Below are 16260 nucleotides of genomic sequence, written 5' to 3' on the forward strand. Positions count from 1 at the left end.
CATAGGCTTCGCGAGGCGGCTGCTCGCCAGGGGATTGGCCGATACCATTGATATGGATTCGACGTAAACCTGTTGGCGATGCGATTGCACTATCGTGAATGGCATGCCTGCACATGACCTCATCCCTGATCTGCCGCCTGACGTCCAGGCCTATATCCGAGAACTCGAGAAGAAGAATCTGGATCTCGAGTCGCTAGCCCAGCAACTCTCGCAGCGTATCGAGCAGCTCGAAGAGCAGTTCCGCCTCGCGCAGCTCAAACGCTACGCGCCGAGCAGCGAGAAGCTCAAGGATCGGGTGTTTGACGAAGCCGAGCAGATCGCCGCGACAGAACCTGCTGGCGACGATCCCGATGACGCGTTCACGCTGCCCGATACGGGACTTCCGGAAGTCGATGAGTCTGCACACCGCAAGCGGGGACGCAAGCCGCTGCCGGCGTCGTTGCCGCGCCAGCGCATCGAGTACGACCTGCCCGAGGAACAGAAAATCTGTCCATGCTGCCAGAGCCCGCTGCATCGCATGGGCGAGGAGACGAGCGAGCAGTTGCACATCGAGGTAAAGGCCTCGGTGTTGCAGCACGTACGGTTCAAATACGCGTGCCGCCATTGCGAGCGCAACGCGGAGCGCACGCCGATCGTGGTCGCGCCGATGCCAGTACAACCGCTGCCAGGTAGCAACGCGAGTCCGGCGATGATCGCGACGGTGACGACCGGCAAGTACGTGGATGGCACGCCGCTATACCGGATGGAAGACGCGCTGGCCCGTGCGGGCATTCCGGCGGGCCGCGGCACGCTGGCGAACTGGATCATCAGGCCTGCCGAACTGCACTACAGCCGGTTGTACGAGGCGATGCGCCAGACGCTGCTGTCGCAGCCGCTGATCCACGGCGACGAGACGACGGTGCAAGTGCTCAAGGAAGAAGGCAAGACCGCGCAGAGCAAGAGTTACATGTGGCTCTACAGAAGCGCACAGGACTGCGAACAGCCTGTGGTGCTGTTCGACTACCAGCCGGGGCGTGGTCAGCAATATCCGCAGGCGTTTCTCGCCGGCTACGAAGGCATGCTGATGACCGACGGCTACAGCGCCTGGCGCACGCTCAAAGCCGTCACGCACTTCGGGTGTCTTGCACATTCGAGACGACTGTTCGTCGACGCGCACAAGGGCCAGAAGAAGCCCGGCGGTCGCGCACAGCAGGCGCTCGAGTACTTCAAGGCGCTGTATCAGGTCGAGACACTTGCTCGCAGAGAACTGCCAGAGGGCGAGACACGGGCCGGCTACACCTACCGACTGCGGCAGGAACACAGCGTACCGCTACTGGAGGCGCTCAGGAAATGGCTGGACGAACTGGCACCGCAGGTTCTGCCTGAAAGTCTGCTGGGCAAGGCGATCAGCTACACGCGCAATCAGTGGGAATACCTCAGCCGCTATGTTATCGATGGGCGTGCACCCCTCGATAACAACGTGATAGAGCGCGACGTGAGACCCTTTGCAACCGCGCGAAAGGCATGGCTCTTTGCAGACACGGTTGCCGGTGCGAAGGCGAGCGCGACGATCTACAGCCTGATGCTCACGTGCCGCGCCTGCAACGTCGAGCCGTATGCGTATCTGCTTCACGTTCTCACCGAGCTGCCGCAGCGTGCGGCGGACGCCGACATCAGCGACCTGCTGCCGTTCAACTACGCCAGCCAGCAGAGCGCAATGACGAACCCCGGTTGATGACATGACAGGGCGCCGGCACTGCCCCGGCGCGCGATTCCTGGTACCTCCATCGGACATTGCCGATCCTGCTCGAGCGTCGCAATAGGGCCGAGCCCGCCTGTTCGCCGAGAACGACTCTCAATACAGTGTGCTGAATTGCGCGGTTACCGCTCAAGCGCGTCTTCCCGGACAAGTCGGTTTCGCGGGCGGCCGTGGCTAGCCATCTCGAATCGATCTACCAGACCCGCAACCGCATCGCCCACCACGAGCCGGTCTATGGCCGCCGCCTCGCGCAGACCGAGGCCGCGATCGAGTTCGTGGCGCGGCACCTCGGCAGCCGCGGGCAGGACGGCGCGACCCCGCTGGAGAAGCTGTTGCAACCGGAGATGGTGGAGTTGCAGAACCGGGCCGGCGAGATGCGGCGGCGACTGGATGCTCTACAGGCTGGGGCAGGCTAGTTGGGCAAGCCATGGGGCAGTTCAATTTGTGGACTGCGCCTGAACCCGAGGCTGGCTGCGGCGCGCCAGGGACCGGTTCAACGTTTAGCGCGCTTCACAGTTGCGGTGGCAAGACCTGAAAGCTCGCGGGTGCAGTCTAGCCCATGACAATGGGATACTGTCGCCTGCGATAACACGAAATAACATCAATGACCCCAATCGCGGCGGAATACCAGCGTTTTCTTACGTTTCTGGCCACGCAGCAGGTGGCAGACAATAGCCGCCGAATGGCTAATCTGGTCTGGCATCACCTCGGGCACTTGTCCCAGGTCGGGGCAGTCCGGAGAGCCAGGTCGACGCGATTGGCGCCGCTCGCGATCAGGGAACTCCTGGCTACTCCGATCGAGCCACCTTTTGTCGCCGTCGCGCCGGGGGCAGCCAATGCGTTTCGCCGGCTGCATGGCCTGACCGTCGGGCCGTTCCGGGGCTTTATGCGGCCGGAGACTTTCGACCTCAGTCGAGACACCACGCTGATATACGGTGCGAACGGCACCGGGAAAAGCAGTTTCTGTGAAGCGCTGGAAGCGGCGATGCTTGGGGGCCATCAGTGAAGCCGAGGCCAAGCGCATCGACTATCGGGTGTACTGCAACAATGTCAGGCTGGAGCGCCACGTCCCGCCAGCGCTAACGATCGTCGGCGATGACGCCGCGACCAGGCCAGTAGTGCCAAACGAGGACGCCTACCGATTCTGCTTCATTGAGAAGAATCGTCTCGACGATTTCGGGCGCATCGCGGCGAGAACTCCGGCGGACCAGCGTCAGCTGATTGCAACGTTGTTCGGGCTGGATCAGTTTAGCGACTTCGTCCGGGGATTCAACCAGACGCTTGACGAAGATCTCAACCTGTTCGGGCTGAAGGCTGCGGAGCTTTAACCAGTTCAGTATATTGCCCGACGTTTTCTAGCAATGGGTAAGTCTCGGCATTCACATTGATGCTTTTCTGCCGCGACAACTTTTGAAAAACCTATTTTATCTTTTCTGGCGAATTTTTCAAAAACTCTTGCATCACCCTACCGGGAACGATGAGCCTATTATCTTCAGCCAATTTTGAATAGATCACTGATATGTCAGCCAGACTATCTTTCCCTGTACTGTAGGGCAACAGCAGCACGTTAGTATCCAAGAAGACAATTGATTCTCACTTCATTTGCTCGATGGATGCAGGCTTGAGCGATATAGCTGCAGCGGGATCTGGGTAAACGAAATCGAGTAGAAACCGCTTGTCGTTCTTCACGCCAGTCTTGGCGTCAATAGATTTTTTGCGGTGCAGCGCCAGAATGGTCTGTTGCTGCTGGCTCTTGATCGCAACAAACCGGCAACGGGCGCTCACCGCCGCGCGCGAATTCCTGCTTCAGCGGCTTGGCGTTCAGCTTGAATCCGTAGCCCGCACTTTGCACGATGGCGCGGCTCGGCGTGGTTTCACCGCCCATGAACAGCGCGATACCGACGATGCCCTCATTGCCGACGATGGAGATCTCCGCGGATGCGCCACCTTCCATGACATAGAGCAACGATACGATCGCCGTAGTGGGAAAGTACACATGCGCTAACTGATTGCCCGACTCGTAAACCACGTTTCCCAAGGGCAGTTCAGTCAGGACGAGGTGCGGTTCAATGCGCAACCAGTTTGCTTCAGGCAGCACTGCAAGCAGCCGGTTTGCCTTCGGGTCATGCAAAGCACTCATGTCACGTCTCCAAAATCGGCCGAGTGATATAGCTGGCGCGTCAGCGCCCGATCCGCAAAGACTTGCGCCTCATGGAAAACGCGTTGTTTCTAGAAATATTGGCGACCAAGGTGGGAGAATGAGAGCACAATAGCGGGCGACAACGCGCTGCATGCTACACCTGAACCGGGTTCCCGATGCATACACATCACTTTCCGCGCGTTGGTTTTTTCCTGGCTATTTTTCTTCTTCGACACACTCCACATCCGTCCATTGAACCTGGCATCTCCAGCGGCTGTGGTGCATCTGATGTGGTTCATGCGTTCGGCGGCTCCGCTCTATAGTGAAGCATGGTGCCCGGCCCGTCGTGCAGAATCGACACCTTTTCCCGGGCAATCCCGCAATCCAGGCACCACCGCCTGCGATCCGGCCCTGGCCGCTGAATGGCAGGGGAGCAGGTATCTTCATGTCTCTGCGCCGCCCGCGCGGTGATCCCTGGCATGCACAAGTGCGCGGGACTGGCTGCCTTGGCCCCCCGCTTGCCTGCCGCTGCCGATGTCCGCCATCGTACCGACAAGCAGCCGGAACGATGGCAGGGTAGCGCTATCGGTCGGGTCCATTCCAGGTGGCGCGGCCGCCTTCGTATCGGGCTCGAGGACTCCGGTCCCTTGGCGAGACAGCAGCGGCGACCTGGCCAAAACGCGGGGTCGGGAAGGGGTGTTCCATGCTAGGAACCGTATTGCTGGTCGTGCTTGTGCTTGTGCTGCTCGGCGCCATGCCGACGTGGCCGCACAGCCGCTCCTGGGGCTATATGCCCAGCGGCGTGCTGGGCGTGCTGCTGATCGTGGTGCTCGTGCTGGTGCTGACGGGCCGCTTTTAGGCGGCAGAAGCCCGGCTTGAGCGCGGAGCCGGCGTAGTGAGGGCGCGCGATGGCTGGCGTGCGGCAGGCCAGACGGCCAGCCGCCTTCTTCAAGGAGCAATGTCATGAACGAAAGCCAGGTGAGAGGCCGCTTTGAAAAGGCGAAGGGGAAACTGCGCGAGATCGTCGGCAAGACCATGTGGCGCAAGACGACCGAGCTGAAAGGCAAGGCAGAACAGATCGTCGGCGAGGCGCAGGCCGCCTACGGCGATGCGAAGGAGCTAGCGCAAGCAGCCGTAGCCGATTGGCGTACCGCGCTGCGAAGTCGAGCTTCGATGCGGTGCCCTGCGGGCGGCGATGCCGTCTGCGGCGGCGTCCCCCCCCCCCGGGGACGGCAGTCAATATTCGGGGCGGTCCGTGCGCCGGGGCCGTCGCCGATCCTGATCGAGGGTGCATTCGCCTCTTGATCCAATGCAGGTAACGAAGGCGCTCATGTACTCAGCATTGCTCCGCACGTTCGATTCTTCCTCATCCGCCACGCCATGGAACGACACGGCACCTGTGCGCGAGGAGTTGTTCGGCGTCGAACGGCTGGAGCAGCACGCGCAGAGCCTCGCCGCTGCGCAGCCGGTCACGCCGACGCCGCCGCGCGTACCGCCTTTGCGCAATCGCCTCGACGACAATGCCGTGGTCCTGCTCGCAGCGTACCGGGCAAGCGCGGCGGAACTGGAGAGCGGCAGGGGCGTGGAGCCCGCCGCGGAATGGCTGCTCGACAACTATCATCTGGTGGAGGCGCAGATCCGCGAGATCCGTGACGACCTGCCGCCCGGATACTATCGCCAGTTGCCCAAACTGAGCGACGGGCCATTCGCCGGCTATCCCAGGATATTCGGGCTGGCGTGGGCTTTCGTGGCGCATACCGATAGCCACATCGACCCGGACACGTTGCGCCGCTTCATTGCCGCCTATCAGCGTGTTCAACCGCTCACCATCGGTGAGTTGTGGGCGGTAGCCATCACCTTGCGCATCGTCCTGGTCGAGAACCTGCGCCGACTGGCGGAGCAGATCACCGCCGGACGCGCTGCGCGCGCGGACGCGGACGAACTTTCAAGGCGATTGCTGATGTCGGGCTGTGCCGGCTCGGCGCTCGAAACCGATATCGCCGCGCGTTCGGTGCTGCCTCTGTCCGAGCTGTTCGCCGCGCAACTGGCGAAGCGGCTCAGGGACCAGGACCCGCGAATCACGCCGACACTTGGCTGGCTGGAGCAGCGGCTGGGCCTGCAGGGCGCGTCGATCGACGACGTGGTGCGGCGCGCACAGCAGCGGCAAGGCGCCGCCAACGTGACCGTGCGCAACGTCATCACCAGCATGCGCCTGATCTCCGATATCGACTGGGCCGAACTGTTTGAGAGCGTGAGCCTTGTCGACCAGCAACTGCGGGAGGGAAGCGCGTTTGCCGCGATGGACTTTCCCACCCGCAATCTCTACCGCTGCGCCATCGAACAACTGGCGCGGGGCTCGCCGTCGTCGGAGCTCGAGATCGCCGACCTCGCCCTGTCGGCCGCGCGTACTGCGGCGGCGGGCACGTCCAGTGCCGCGCAGGCGGAGCGCATGGGAGATCCTGGCTATCACCTGATCGCCGAGGGGCGGCTGGCCTTCGAGCGGATGATCCGGTTCCGTCCCCCCCCGCGCCTTCGCCTCAGCCGCATCAATATCGGCTTCGGCATCGGCGGCTATGTGGGGGCGATCCTGCTCACCACCGCCGGTATGCTTGCCGGCTTGCTCTTGATGCTGGCCTGGGTTTCTGATCCCGGGCTCGCAGGCGCGTGGCGGGTACTGATCGGCGCGATCTGCTTCGTACCCGCCACCGAGGTGGCCACCACGCTGGTCAACCGCGTGATTGCCTGGAGCTTCGGCGCTTCTATCCTGCCCGGTCTCGAACTCATGGCCGGCGTTCCGCAATCGTTGCGCACGCTCGTCGCCGTCCCGACGCTGCTGGCCAGCGAAGCCAGTCTGCGCGAGCAGATCGAGCGCCTGGAGGTGCACCACCTTGCCGGCGCGGGCGGTGACCTGACCTTCGCCCTGCTGACCGACGGCGTCGATGCGGACCAGGAAGTGGTGGCGGCCGATGCCGCGCTGCTGGCGATGGCCGAAGAGGTCATCGATGAGCTGAATCGCCGCCACGGGCCAGGCCCGGCCGGCAACCGCTTCCTGCTGCTGCATCGGCGCCGCGTCTATAACGCCAGCGAAAAGATATGGATGGGCTGGGAGCGCAAGCGCGGCAAGCTCCATGAGCTCAACCGGCTGCTGCGCGGCGCCACCGACACCAGCTATGTCGGCGCCGGCGGCGGGCCGCCGCCGGTACCCGCTGACGTGCGATACGTCATCACGCTCGACGCGGACACGCGATTGCCGCGCGACGCGGCCCTCCGGCTGATCGGCAAGATGGCCCATCCGCTGAACCGGCCCCGCTTCGACGAGGCGCTGCAACGCGTCGTCGGCGGCTATGCCATCCTTCAGCCGCGCGTGACGCCCTCGCTTCCGGTCGGCAGCGAGGGATCGTTCTTCCAGCGGATCTTCTCGGCGCCCGGCGGGATCGATCCCTATGCGGCGGCCGCGTCCGACGTCTACCAGGACCTGTTCGGGGAGGGTTCCTATACGGGCAAGGGCATCTATGACATCGATGCCTTCGAGCGCGCGCTGCACGGCCGCATTCCGCACAACGCGGTGCTCAGCCATGATCTGTTCGAAGGCATGTTCGCGCGCGCAGGCCTGGCCTCGGATGTCGAGGTCGTCGAGGATTTTCCGTCGCGCTACGATGTCGCCGCCAAGCGCCAGCATCGCTGGACGCGCGGTGACTGGCAACTGCTCGGCTGGATCTTCAAGGGCCGCACCGGCAGCGAGGCGGTGCCGCTGCTCGGCCGCTGGAAGATGCTGGACAACCTGCGGCGCGCGCTCCTGGCGCCGTTCCTGCTGCTGGCATTTGGCCTGTGCTGGCTGCTGCCGCTGGCAACCGGCATCGCATGCACAGCGCTGTTGCTTGCCGCCATTGCGTTCCCGGCGTTTTTGCCAGGCCTGTTTTCGCTGATTCCCCATCGTGCGGGCTTCCAGTTGCGCAACCACCTCCGGATGCTGGCGACCGACCTACACGTCGCCGCCACGCAGGTATTGCTGACGCTGGCCTTCCTGCCGGACCAGGCCTGGCGGATGGCCGACGCCATCGTGAGAACCCTGGTAAGGCTGCACTTCACGCGGCGCCACCTGCTTGAGTGGACCACGGCCGCGCAGGCGCTGAGCAGTCCGCGGCTGGATCTTGCCGGCTTCTACCGGAAGATGGCGGGCGGCGTATCGCTGACACTGGTTATGGTGTCGGGCGCGCTGGCGTTTGCGCAACCGTCCTGGCCGCTTGCGCTGCCATTCGGGCTGCTCTGGCTGATGGCGCCGGCGCTTGCCATGCTAGCCAGCCGCGCCCCGAAGGTCGCGCGGCGCCTGCTCGTGACCGCGCCGGACACGAACGATCTGCGCCTGACAGCGCGCCGTACCTGGCGATATTTCGAGACCTTTGTCACGCTGGCGGACAATATGCTGCCGCCCGACAATTTCCAGGAGCGCCCGCGGCCGGTGGTCGCGCGCCGCACGTCGCCCACCAATATTGGCCTCTATCTGCTCTCCGCCGTTGCCGCGCGCGATTTTGGCTGGAGCGCAACGGCGGCGACCGTCGAGCGGCTGGAGGCGGCGTTCGCCGCCATGCGCAAGCTGGAGCGCTGCAAAGGCCATTTCTACAACTGGTATGACACCCAGGACCTGCGCGCGCTGACGCCGGCTTACGTCTCGTCGGTGGACAGCGGCAACCTTGCCGGCCACCTGATCGCGTTGGCCAATGCGTGCGAGGAGTGGACCGATACGCCGGCCGCGCCGGATGCCCGGCTCGGCATGGTGGACACGGTCAGGCTGGCACGCGAAGCCCTTTTCAGCCTGGCCACGTCCGGCGGCGAGCGGGGTGGTGCCCTTGGCCAGCTGATCGAAGAGATCGCATCCCGGCTGGACGGCGCGGAGCCCATGGCCACGCTGTCGCCCGCGCTCAAACGCCTGACCGAGGACGCCACCGGGATGGCCGGCAAGATACAACCGGCGGCGGGCGGCGACAGCCGGGCGGCACTGGAGGACCTCGCATTCTGGGTCGAGGCGCTGCGTAGGACCGTGGCCGAGCATGAACAGGACCAGCTTCAGATCGCGACCGCACCCGGCGCGCTCGCGGCCCGCCTGAACGCGCTGGCCACCGAGGCACGCGAGATGGCCCTGGCGATGGATTTCGGGTTTCTGTTCGACGAAGAACGCAAATTGCTGTCGATCGGCTATTCGCAGGAGGACAACCGCCTCGATGTGAGCTGCTATGACCTGCTCGCGTCGGAAGCGCGGCTGGCCAGCCTCTTCGCCATCGCCAAGGGGGATGTGGCAACGCGCCACTGGTTCCACCTCGGCCGCACCGCCACGCCGCTCGGTAACGGCTCGGCGCTGATCTCCTGGTCCGGGTCGATGTTCGAGTACCTGATGCCGTCGCTGGTGATGCGCGCGCCCGCCGGCAGCCTGCTCGAGCAGACCAATCGCCTGGTGGTGGAACGCCAGCAGGCTTACGGCCGGCTGCGGGGCGTTCCGTGGGGCGTGTCCGAGTCCGCCTACAACGCAAGGGATATGGAGTTCACTTACCAGTACTCCAACTTCGGTGTGCCGGGGCTTGGCCTGAAACGCGGCCTCTCCGACAACGTCGTCATCGCCCCTTATGCCACCGCGCTTGCCGCCATGGTGGATCCGCAGGGCGCGCAGCGCAACTATATCCGGCTTGCCGGCATGGGGGCCAAGGGGCGGCACGGCTTCTACGAAGCGCTCGATTTCACGCGGTCCCGCCTGCCGGACGACGAAGATTTCGCGATCATCCGCAGCTACATGGCGCATCACCAGGGCATGACCATCGTCGCGATCGCCAACACGCTCCATGCCGGGCAGATGCGCGATCGCTTTCATCGCGAACCGATGATCCAGGCCACCGAACTCCTGCTCCAGGAGCGCATGCCGCGCAATGTCGCTATCTCCCACCCGCGGGCCGAAGAGGTGAAGGCGTCCAGGGTCGAGGCGAATCACGAGGACTCAACCGTGCGCCGGTACTCGGGTGTGACAGCCGGCGCCGTGGTCACGCATCTGCTGTCGAACGGCCGCTACGCCGTGATGCTGACTGCCGCCGGAGCGGGCTATAGCCGCTGGCGCGACCTTGCCGTGACCCGGTGGAGAGAGGACGCGACACGCGATGATGCCGGCTCCTTTGTGTTCCTGCGGGACACGCAAAGCGCCAAGGTATGGTCTGCCGGCCCTAGGCTCGGGGAAGACGATCCGAACGATGACGACGCAGGTAGCGATGTCGTCTTCGCGGAGGACCACGCTGAGTTCGTCCGCCACGATGGCAGCCTGACCACTACCCTCGATGTGCTGGTATCCGGCGAGGATGACGGGGAAGTGCGGCGCGTGTCGCTGGCCAACAGCGGCCGCCGCTCGCGCGAGATCGAACTGACCTCCTACGCGGAACTGGTCCTGGCCACGCCGGCCGCCGACGATGCGCACCCCGCCTTCTCCAAGCTGTTTATCGAGACCGAGTACCTGGCCGAGTCCGGCGCGCTCATTGCCACGCGCCGCCCTCGCTCCGCCTCGGAGCCGCATATATGGGCGGCGCATTTCACGGTGGCCGAAGGCGATGTGATTTCGGATCTCCAGCATGAAACCGATCGTGCGCGCTTTCTCTGGCGCGGCGCTGCGGGCGGAGTACCCAGCGGCGTGCGGCGCGGGCAGCCGCTATCGAACACCACCGGGGTTGTGCTCGACGCGATTTTCTCGCTCAGGCAGCGCGTGCGCGTTGCGCCGGGCGGTGTCGCCCGGGTTGCGTTCTGGACCCTGGTGGCGCCCTCGCGAGGCGAATTGCTGGTGCTGATCGACAAGCATCGCGACCGCAGCGCCTTCGAACGGGCCAAGACCTTGGCGTGGACGCAGGCCCAGGTGCAGTTGCGCTATCTCGATGCCAAGGCCGATGAAGCGGCGGATTTCCAGCGCCTGGCAGCACCGATCCTCTATGCGGATGCCCGTTTCAGAAGCCCGCCGGACGCCGTCCTGCGTGGCGCCGGCCCGCAGTCCGGGCTCTGGCCGTACGCCATCTCCGGCGATTTGCCCATCGTGCTGCTGCGCATTGACGATATCGAGGACATGGCCCAGGTCAGCCAGCTGCTGCGAGCCCACGAGTACTGGCGGCTGAAGCGGCTTGGCGTCGACCTGGTCATCGTCAACGAGCGCGCTGCCTCGTACGCGCAGGATCTGCAGATCGCGATCGAGACGGCGGTGCGCAGTAGCCATTCGCGCCCCCGCCTTGGCGAAGAGCTTGGACGGGGCTCGGTCTACACCTTGCGTGCCGACCTGATGCGGATCGAAGAGCGCGCTGCTCCAGTCGGTCGCCCGCGTTGCGCTGGTCGCACGCCGCGGGTCCATCGCCGAGCAGCTTGCCCGCCTGCCCCAGCCGCCGGTCCGCACCGCGCCGGACCGCCGCAAGCGGTTCGCGCGCCGGGCGGCCTGGCCCGGTTTCGTCCCATCGGTCGCCGGTGCGCGTGGGCCGGCCACGGCTCCGCTGGAGTTCTTCAACGGGCTTGGCGGTTTCGACAAGGACGGGCGGGAGTATGTGATCGAACTCGCCGGCGAGGCCTCGACGCCGGCGCCGTGGCTCAATGTGATTGCCAATCCGGGCTTCGGCTTCCAGGTCTCCGCGCTGGGCAGCGGCTATACCTGGGCGGAGAACAGCCGGGAGAACCAGTTGACGCCCTGGTCCAACGATCCGGTGCTGGACCCGGCCGGGGAGGCGACCTATATCCGCGACGAAGACACGCGGGATCTCTGGACGCCAACGGCACGGCCGGTGCGCGACGGCGGCGGCTACACGGCCCGTCATGGCCACGGCTACAGCCGCTTTGCGCACGAGGCCAACGGTATCGCGGCGGAATTGCTGCAGTACGTGCCAATGGAAGACCCGATCAAGATCTCCCGCCTCACGCTGCGCAACCTGTCGCCGGGTCGCCGCCGTCTTTCCGTCACGGCGTTCGCTGAATGGGTGCTAGGCACCGCCCGCGGCGCCTCGGCACCGTTCATTGCCACCTCGATCGATGCCGCCACCGGCGCCATGCTGGCCCGCAATCCCTGGAGCACGGCGTTCCCCGGCCGGGTGGCCTTCGCCGATCTCGGCGGCAGGCAGGTGGCCTGGACCGGCGACCGCACGGAGTTCCTTGGCCGCCACGGCGCGGCGGCCGCGCCGGCGGCCCTGCTCGGCGCGATGCCGTTGTCCGGTGCCGTCGGCGCGGGGCTCGATCCTTGCACGGCATTGCAGTGCCTGGTGGAGCTTGCCGCCGGCGAGACGGTGGAAATCGTGGCATTCCTGGGGCAGTGCGGCTCGGCCGACGAAGCGAGCGCCCTGGTGGCCCGCTATCGCGCGGCCGACCTCGACGCCGTTCTCGATGCCGTGACGGGGCACTGGGATGGCTTGCTCGGCGCGGTACAGGTCAGTACGCCTGACCGGTCCATGGACATCATGCTCAATGGCTGGCTGCTGTACCAGACGCTTGCCTGCCGCATCTGGGCGCGCTCCGCGTTCTACCAGGCCAGCGGTGCCTATGGCTTTCGCGATCAGTTGCAGGACACCATGGCGCTCACATTCGCCAGGCCCGCCGCGACACGGCGCCATCTGCTGTGCGCCGCGGCGCGCCAGTTCCCCGAAGGCGATGTCCAGCATTGGTGGTTGCCGCATAGCGGGCAGGGCGTGCGGACCCGGATCTCCGACGACTGCGTCTGGCTCGCCTTCGCGGCGGCGAGCTATATCGTCGCCTCTGGCGATGCCGCCGTGCTCGACGAGCGCGTGCCGTTCCTCGATGGCCCGCTGCTGCAGGCCGATGAGCACGACGCGTTCTTCCAGCCGATGATCGGGGAGGCGTCGGCTTCGCTGTTCGAGCATTGCGCGCGCGGGCTCGACCGGTGCCTGGCGCTCACGGGGCAGCACGGGCTCCCGCTGATCGGCGGCGGCGACTGGAACGACGGCATGAACCGGGTCGGGATGGCCGGCAAAGGCGAGAGCGTATGGCTGGGCTGGCTGCTGCTGCGTACCCTCTCGCTGTTCGCGCCGATGGCCGAGGCGCGCGACCCCGCCCGCGCCACTGGCTGGCGCGCACGCGCTGTATGGCTTGACGAAGCGCTGGAGCGGCATGGCTGGGACGGCGGCTGGTACCGCCGCGCCACCTTCGATGATGGAAGCTGGCTGGGTTCGAAGGCCAGCGCGGCTTGCCGGATCGATGCCATTACGCAGTCGTGGGCGGTGTTGTCCGGCGCCAGCGATCCCGCGCGCGCGGCAGCTGCCATGGCGTCGGTGGAGCAGCACCTGTGGCGCCGCCAGGATGGACTGGCACTGCTCTTTTCACCGCCCTTCGCCCTGACGGGGCCTGACCCCGGCTACATCGAAGCCTACCCGCCGGGCGTACGGGAGAACGGCGGCCAGTACAGCCATGCGGCGATGTGGTCCGCGCTTGCGTTCGCCAGGCTCGGCGAGGGTGCAAAAGCCGCCGAGCTGTTTGCGATGCTGAACCCGATCAATCACGCCAGGACGGCCGCTGCCGTCGAGCGCTACAAGGTGGAGCCCTACGTGGTTGCGGCCGACGTCTATTCGGTGGCGCCCCATATCGGGCGGGGCGGGTGGACCTGGTACACCGGCGCGGCCGGATGGATGTATCGCGCGGGCGTGGAGGGCATTCTTGGCATTCGCCGGGAAGGGGCCTGGCTGATCGTCGCCCCCACCATCCCGGCCACGTGGCCGGGATTCGAGGCAACGGTACGCCTGGGCGCCTGCCACTACGCGATCCGGGTCCAGGCAGCGATTGGCACAGCAGGCACGGCGGCCGGCACGCATGCGCTCCTCGATGGCCTGCCTTACGCCGTTGCGTCCGGCGGGGTGCGCGTGCCGCTGGATGACGGCCGGCACACGCTGCTACTATGCCTTGCGCCCGCGGCGACATAGGAGCCGGCGCTATTGCTCCCGGAGCGGCGGAGGCGGGCGGCCGCCGCGGCTTGGCTTGTTGCCATTGCTGATTACCTATTGCATCCATCCATTCCTCATTCCGGATTCCCGCGTCCTCTCGTCACCGGACCGCTCATTCGTTCGCGATCGCCGGGGCGGTATTCCGAACGGTTGGCACCGCTCTCGTACCGGTCATTCGCACCGCGGCGGTAGTCGTCGTTGTGGCCATCTCCGCCGCTTCCACCCGGTACCCAAAGGCACCCCATCTGCGCCAGTGAAAACGCCACAATACAAAGCCAGCGGGAAGTTCGCATGTCGTGCTCCTGTCGAAACCAAGCGCCACGCGGATGACCGGGCCGTATCGGCGGTACCGTCCGCCATTGCAAGGCAGCGGTGTTCCATGACGGGGCGTCACCATCGTGACTAGCCATCATGGCGCCGCCGAATGCTGCGCGTCCGTACGCTATGGGACAGGGCGGGTAGATAAAGGCCGGGCGCTACGAATCACTCGAGGTGCGCGATTTGGCCGGGACCAAGGAAAAAGCCCCCGGTATGTTGGCCGAGGGCTCCAGCGTTGCGGAGGAAAGCGCCGCGTTCAGGCTGCGCTGGCAGAGCTTCATGCCCATCGGTAGCTCGGCAAGACTTCATGCCGTTCCTCGACGCTCTCGCCGCCCATTTCATGGATCATGAGATTGACGGATTCTTTCGCCGCCCTGTTGCAGCTGGCGACCAGCAGCATTTCTCCTTGCGGCATTGTCAGGTTGCCGGCTCGGTCGCGTAAGATGGCGCTATGAAGACCCGAGAACGCGAGCGACGCATGCGTGGGTGTCGCGACTGCAAACGTACGCAGGCTTTCCTGTCGAGCTTCGGTCCGATTCGGCAACACTTCGCGCTGAAACGGCATCTGCTGCGTGCTTCGCTCTATCGCAAACACCTCGCTGCGAGATTCGCTGCCTGGCACGAATTCACCGAATTGGCCCAAAATCCGTCAACTGCTTTGTGAGCAGTGGTCCCGCGTGCCACTGCCTCGTCTCGTTATCGGCAAGTTGACAGCGCCATACCAGAATCTGATGCATACTTTTCCTCGAGCAAAGTGAAGCGTGAGAAGGCCCCCCTTGCTGGGAGGCCGGGCGGCTTACTTGCCCAAGTGTTTGCGGACCGCTTCGGCCATCACGCCGACCTTTGCCACGGCTTCACGCAATTTTGCTTCCGTTACGCCAAAGTGCTTTGTCCAGTAGTCCACTTCCCAGCGCTCGTTCACGTTAATGCGAGATTTGTCCGCAGGGCCGCGCAGATGCAGGTTGTCTGTCATGTCTCTCTCTCCATTATGGTTTGCCGGGTGGCACCTGGATCATCGGGCAAAAGCCAGTGACTGTTCACCCCACGAGCGGAGGGCACCCAAGCCGCGAGCTGAGCCGCGCTCTGCTTTCACTCCAAGGGGAATGACCGTCGAAAGTTCTGAGAGTGGCGAGTCAGCCTACTCAGCGCCGGGAGGGAGAGTCAGCAAGAACTGTGGATCTGGATCACCCCGTCCGAGATTAGTCAGCAGTATGGGCGCCCTGCGACGCTCCGTGTTCTGTGGCGGAATAGTGAGAATTCACCGGTTCCACGGTTGAATCCACAGTTGGGCGTCACCGATAGTTCCTGGTGGCACCTGGCCGCCGTAACATGGCCAGCGGCGGCTATCGCTTGGCGCCGCAACTATCCGGATGTTGCCATCATGCCGCCGAAAGTAAAGTCACCAACCGCACCAACGTACCGAGCCCCGTCGCAAATTGGGGAACTCCAGAGGAAGATCGACGACCTCCAGAACGAGCTATTCGTTACTCGGCACAATCTGTTGCATCTGATGGACCCGCAAGATCTGCTAGACGGGTATTTTCGCGTGGATGACTTCGACAAGTTGCAGGAATGGAGGCGCGAAAGTGCTGAGGCGGTAATCAAGGAAGCCTGGATTCGGCCCTGAGCGGAGATGGGAGATCCACGCTGGCCTCGCGCGCTTTGTCCACTATGTCGGCAGGGCGCCCAAAGGTACGCGAGATCTCAAAGGCAACGCGGTTCCCGATGGCCTGCGCCGTCATATGCTGGGGGAACTCAATTCTAGGCAATGCGTAGTGTTCGGGGCGGCCGAAGCAATCGCACGAGATAGCATTGCCGAAGAGCGGGACAGGCGGGGAATCGAGCGCGCTGGTTGCCGAGTTTACCGATGACCGTCTCGGATATTTTACGGAGACGGTCGAAATACGCGCCAGGAGATGCCTGGGCTCCTGCCGCAGGCTAACCCTTACCCCTCAAAGCTATGCAGCCGTGCCCAAGTGGACTGCATCCCACTCCCGCTAGACGGATGCGTCTCACTCGATTCATTGTCGAGAATTTGCCGCACACCCAATCCCGGCGGGGGTTTCGCCATCCCTCTAGTTCCGTCTTGTGTCTAATCTGGTCGTTAGCCTAAACCACTC

At 64.6% G+C, this 16260-nt stretch carries 9 protein-coding genes and 3 pseudogenes; 9 read left to right on the plus strand and 3 right to left on the minus strand.

Going from position 1 to position 16260, the window contains the following annotated elements:
• The first annotated feature begins 103 nt into the window (after positions 1–103).
• From tnpC to ACZY0R_RS42000, 4 genes are all read left to right on the plus strand, one after another.
• Entirely contained in the window at positions 104–1714 is a 1611-nt protein-coding gene (gene tnpC, locus ACZY0R_RS41985) for an IS66 family transposase (protein ID WP_488856669.1), read from the plus strand.
• 194 nt (positions 1715–1908) lie between these two features.
• Positions 1909–2154: a hypothetical protein gene (locus tag ACZY0R_RS41990; protein ID WP_488867579.1), complete on the plus strand. Its 246-nt coding sequence runs from the start codon at positions 1909–1911 to the stop codon at positions 2152–2154.
• 188 nt (positions 2155–2342) lie between these two features.
• Positions 2343–2744, plus strand: a complete 402-nt coding sequence (locus tag ACZY0R_RS41995; RefSeq protein ID WP_488867581.1) for an AAA family ATPase — start codon at positions 2343–2345, stop codon at positions 2742–2744.
• A complete protein-coding gene (locus tag ACZY0R_RS42000; protein WP_488867583.1) occupies positions 2704–3066 on the plus strand; it encodes a hypothetical protein in 363 nt (120 codons plus the stop codon). Before ACZY0R_RS41995 ends, ACZY0R_RS42000 begins: the two co-directional genes overlap by 41 nt.
• Positions 3067–3157: 91 nt before the next feature.
• Here the strand turns inward: ACZY0R_RS42000 and ACZY0R_RS42005 are convergent, their stop codons facing one another.
• Together ACZY0R_RS42005 and ACZY0R_RS42010 are read right to left on the minus strand one after the other, a co-directional pair.
• On the minus strand, positions 3158–3316 hold the full coding sequence (locus ACZY0R_RS42005) for a PIN-like domain-containing protein (RefSeq protein ID WP_488867586.1): 159 nt from the start codon (positions 3314–3316) through the stop codon (positions 3158–3160).
• A 205-nt stretch (positions 3317–3521) separates the two neighbouring features.
• Positions 3522–3878 (minus strand): annotated as a pseudogene (locus ACZY0R_RS42010) (Crp/Fnr family transcriptional regulator); the annotation flags it as partial.
• 703 nt (positions 3879–4581) lie between these two features.
• Here ACZY0R_RS42010 and ACZY0R_RS42015 point away from each other — a divergent pair.
• From ACZY0R_RS42015 to ACZY0R_RS42035, 5 genes and pseudogenes are all read left to right on the plus strand, one after another.
• Positions 4582–4737: a DUF3309 family protein gene (locus tag ACZY0R_RS42015; protein ID WP_420992445.1), complete on the plus strand. Its 156-nt coding sequence runs from the start codon at positions 4582–4584 to the stop codon at positions 4735–4737.
• A gap of 104 nt (positions 4738–4841) precedes the next feature.
• Positions 4842–5183: a CsbD family protein gene (locus ACZY0R_RS42020; protein WP_488867588.1), complete on the plus strand. Its 342-nt coding sequence runs from the start codon at positions 4842–4844 to the stop codon at positions 5181–5183.
• Positions 5184–5208: 25 nt separating this feature from the next.
• Positions 5209–13801 (plus strand): annotated as a pseudogene (locus ACZY0R_RS42025) (GH36-type glycosyl hydrolase domain-containing protein).
• 646 nt (positions 13802–14447) lie between these two features.
• Positions 14448–14582 carry a hypothetical protein gene (locus ACZY0R_RS42030; protein WP_488867590.1) on the plus strand — a complete coding sequence of 45 codons (135 nt, stop codon included), beginning with the start codon at positions 14448–14450 and terminating at the stop codon, positions 14580–14582.
• A 15-nt stretch (positions 14583–14597) separates the two neighbouring features.
• A pseudogene (locus ACZY0R_RS42035) lies at positions 14598–14804 on the plus strand (IS6 family transposase); the annotation flags it as partial.
• Positions 14805–14936: 132 nt separating this feature from the next.
• Here ACZY0R_RS42035 and ACZY0R_RS42040 read toward each other — a convergent pair.
• Positions 14937–15113: a DUF3606 domain-containing protein gene (locus ACZY0R_RS42040; RefSeq protein WP_488867592.1), complete on the minus strand. Its 177-nt coding sequence runs from the start codon at positions 15111–15113 to the stop codon at positions 14937–14939.
• Between the last annotated feature and the right edge of the window lie 1147 nt (positions 15114–16260).

The sequence above is a fragment of the Cupriavidus sp. F041 genome (assembly GCF_057814235.1).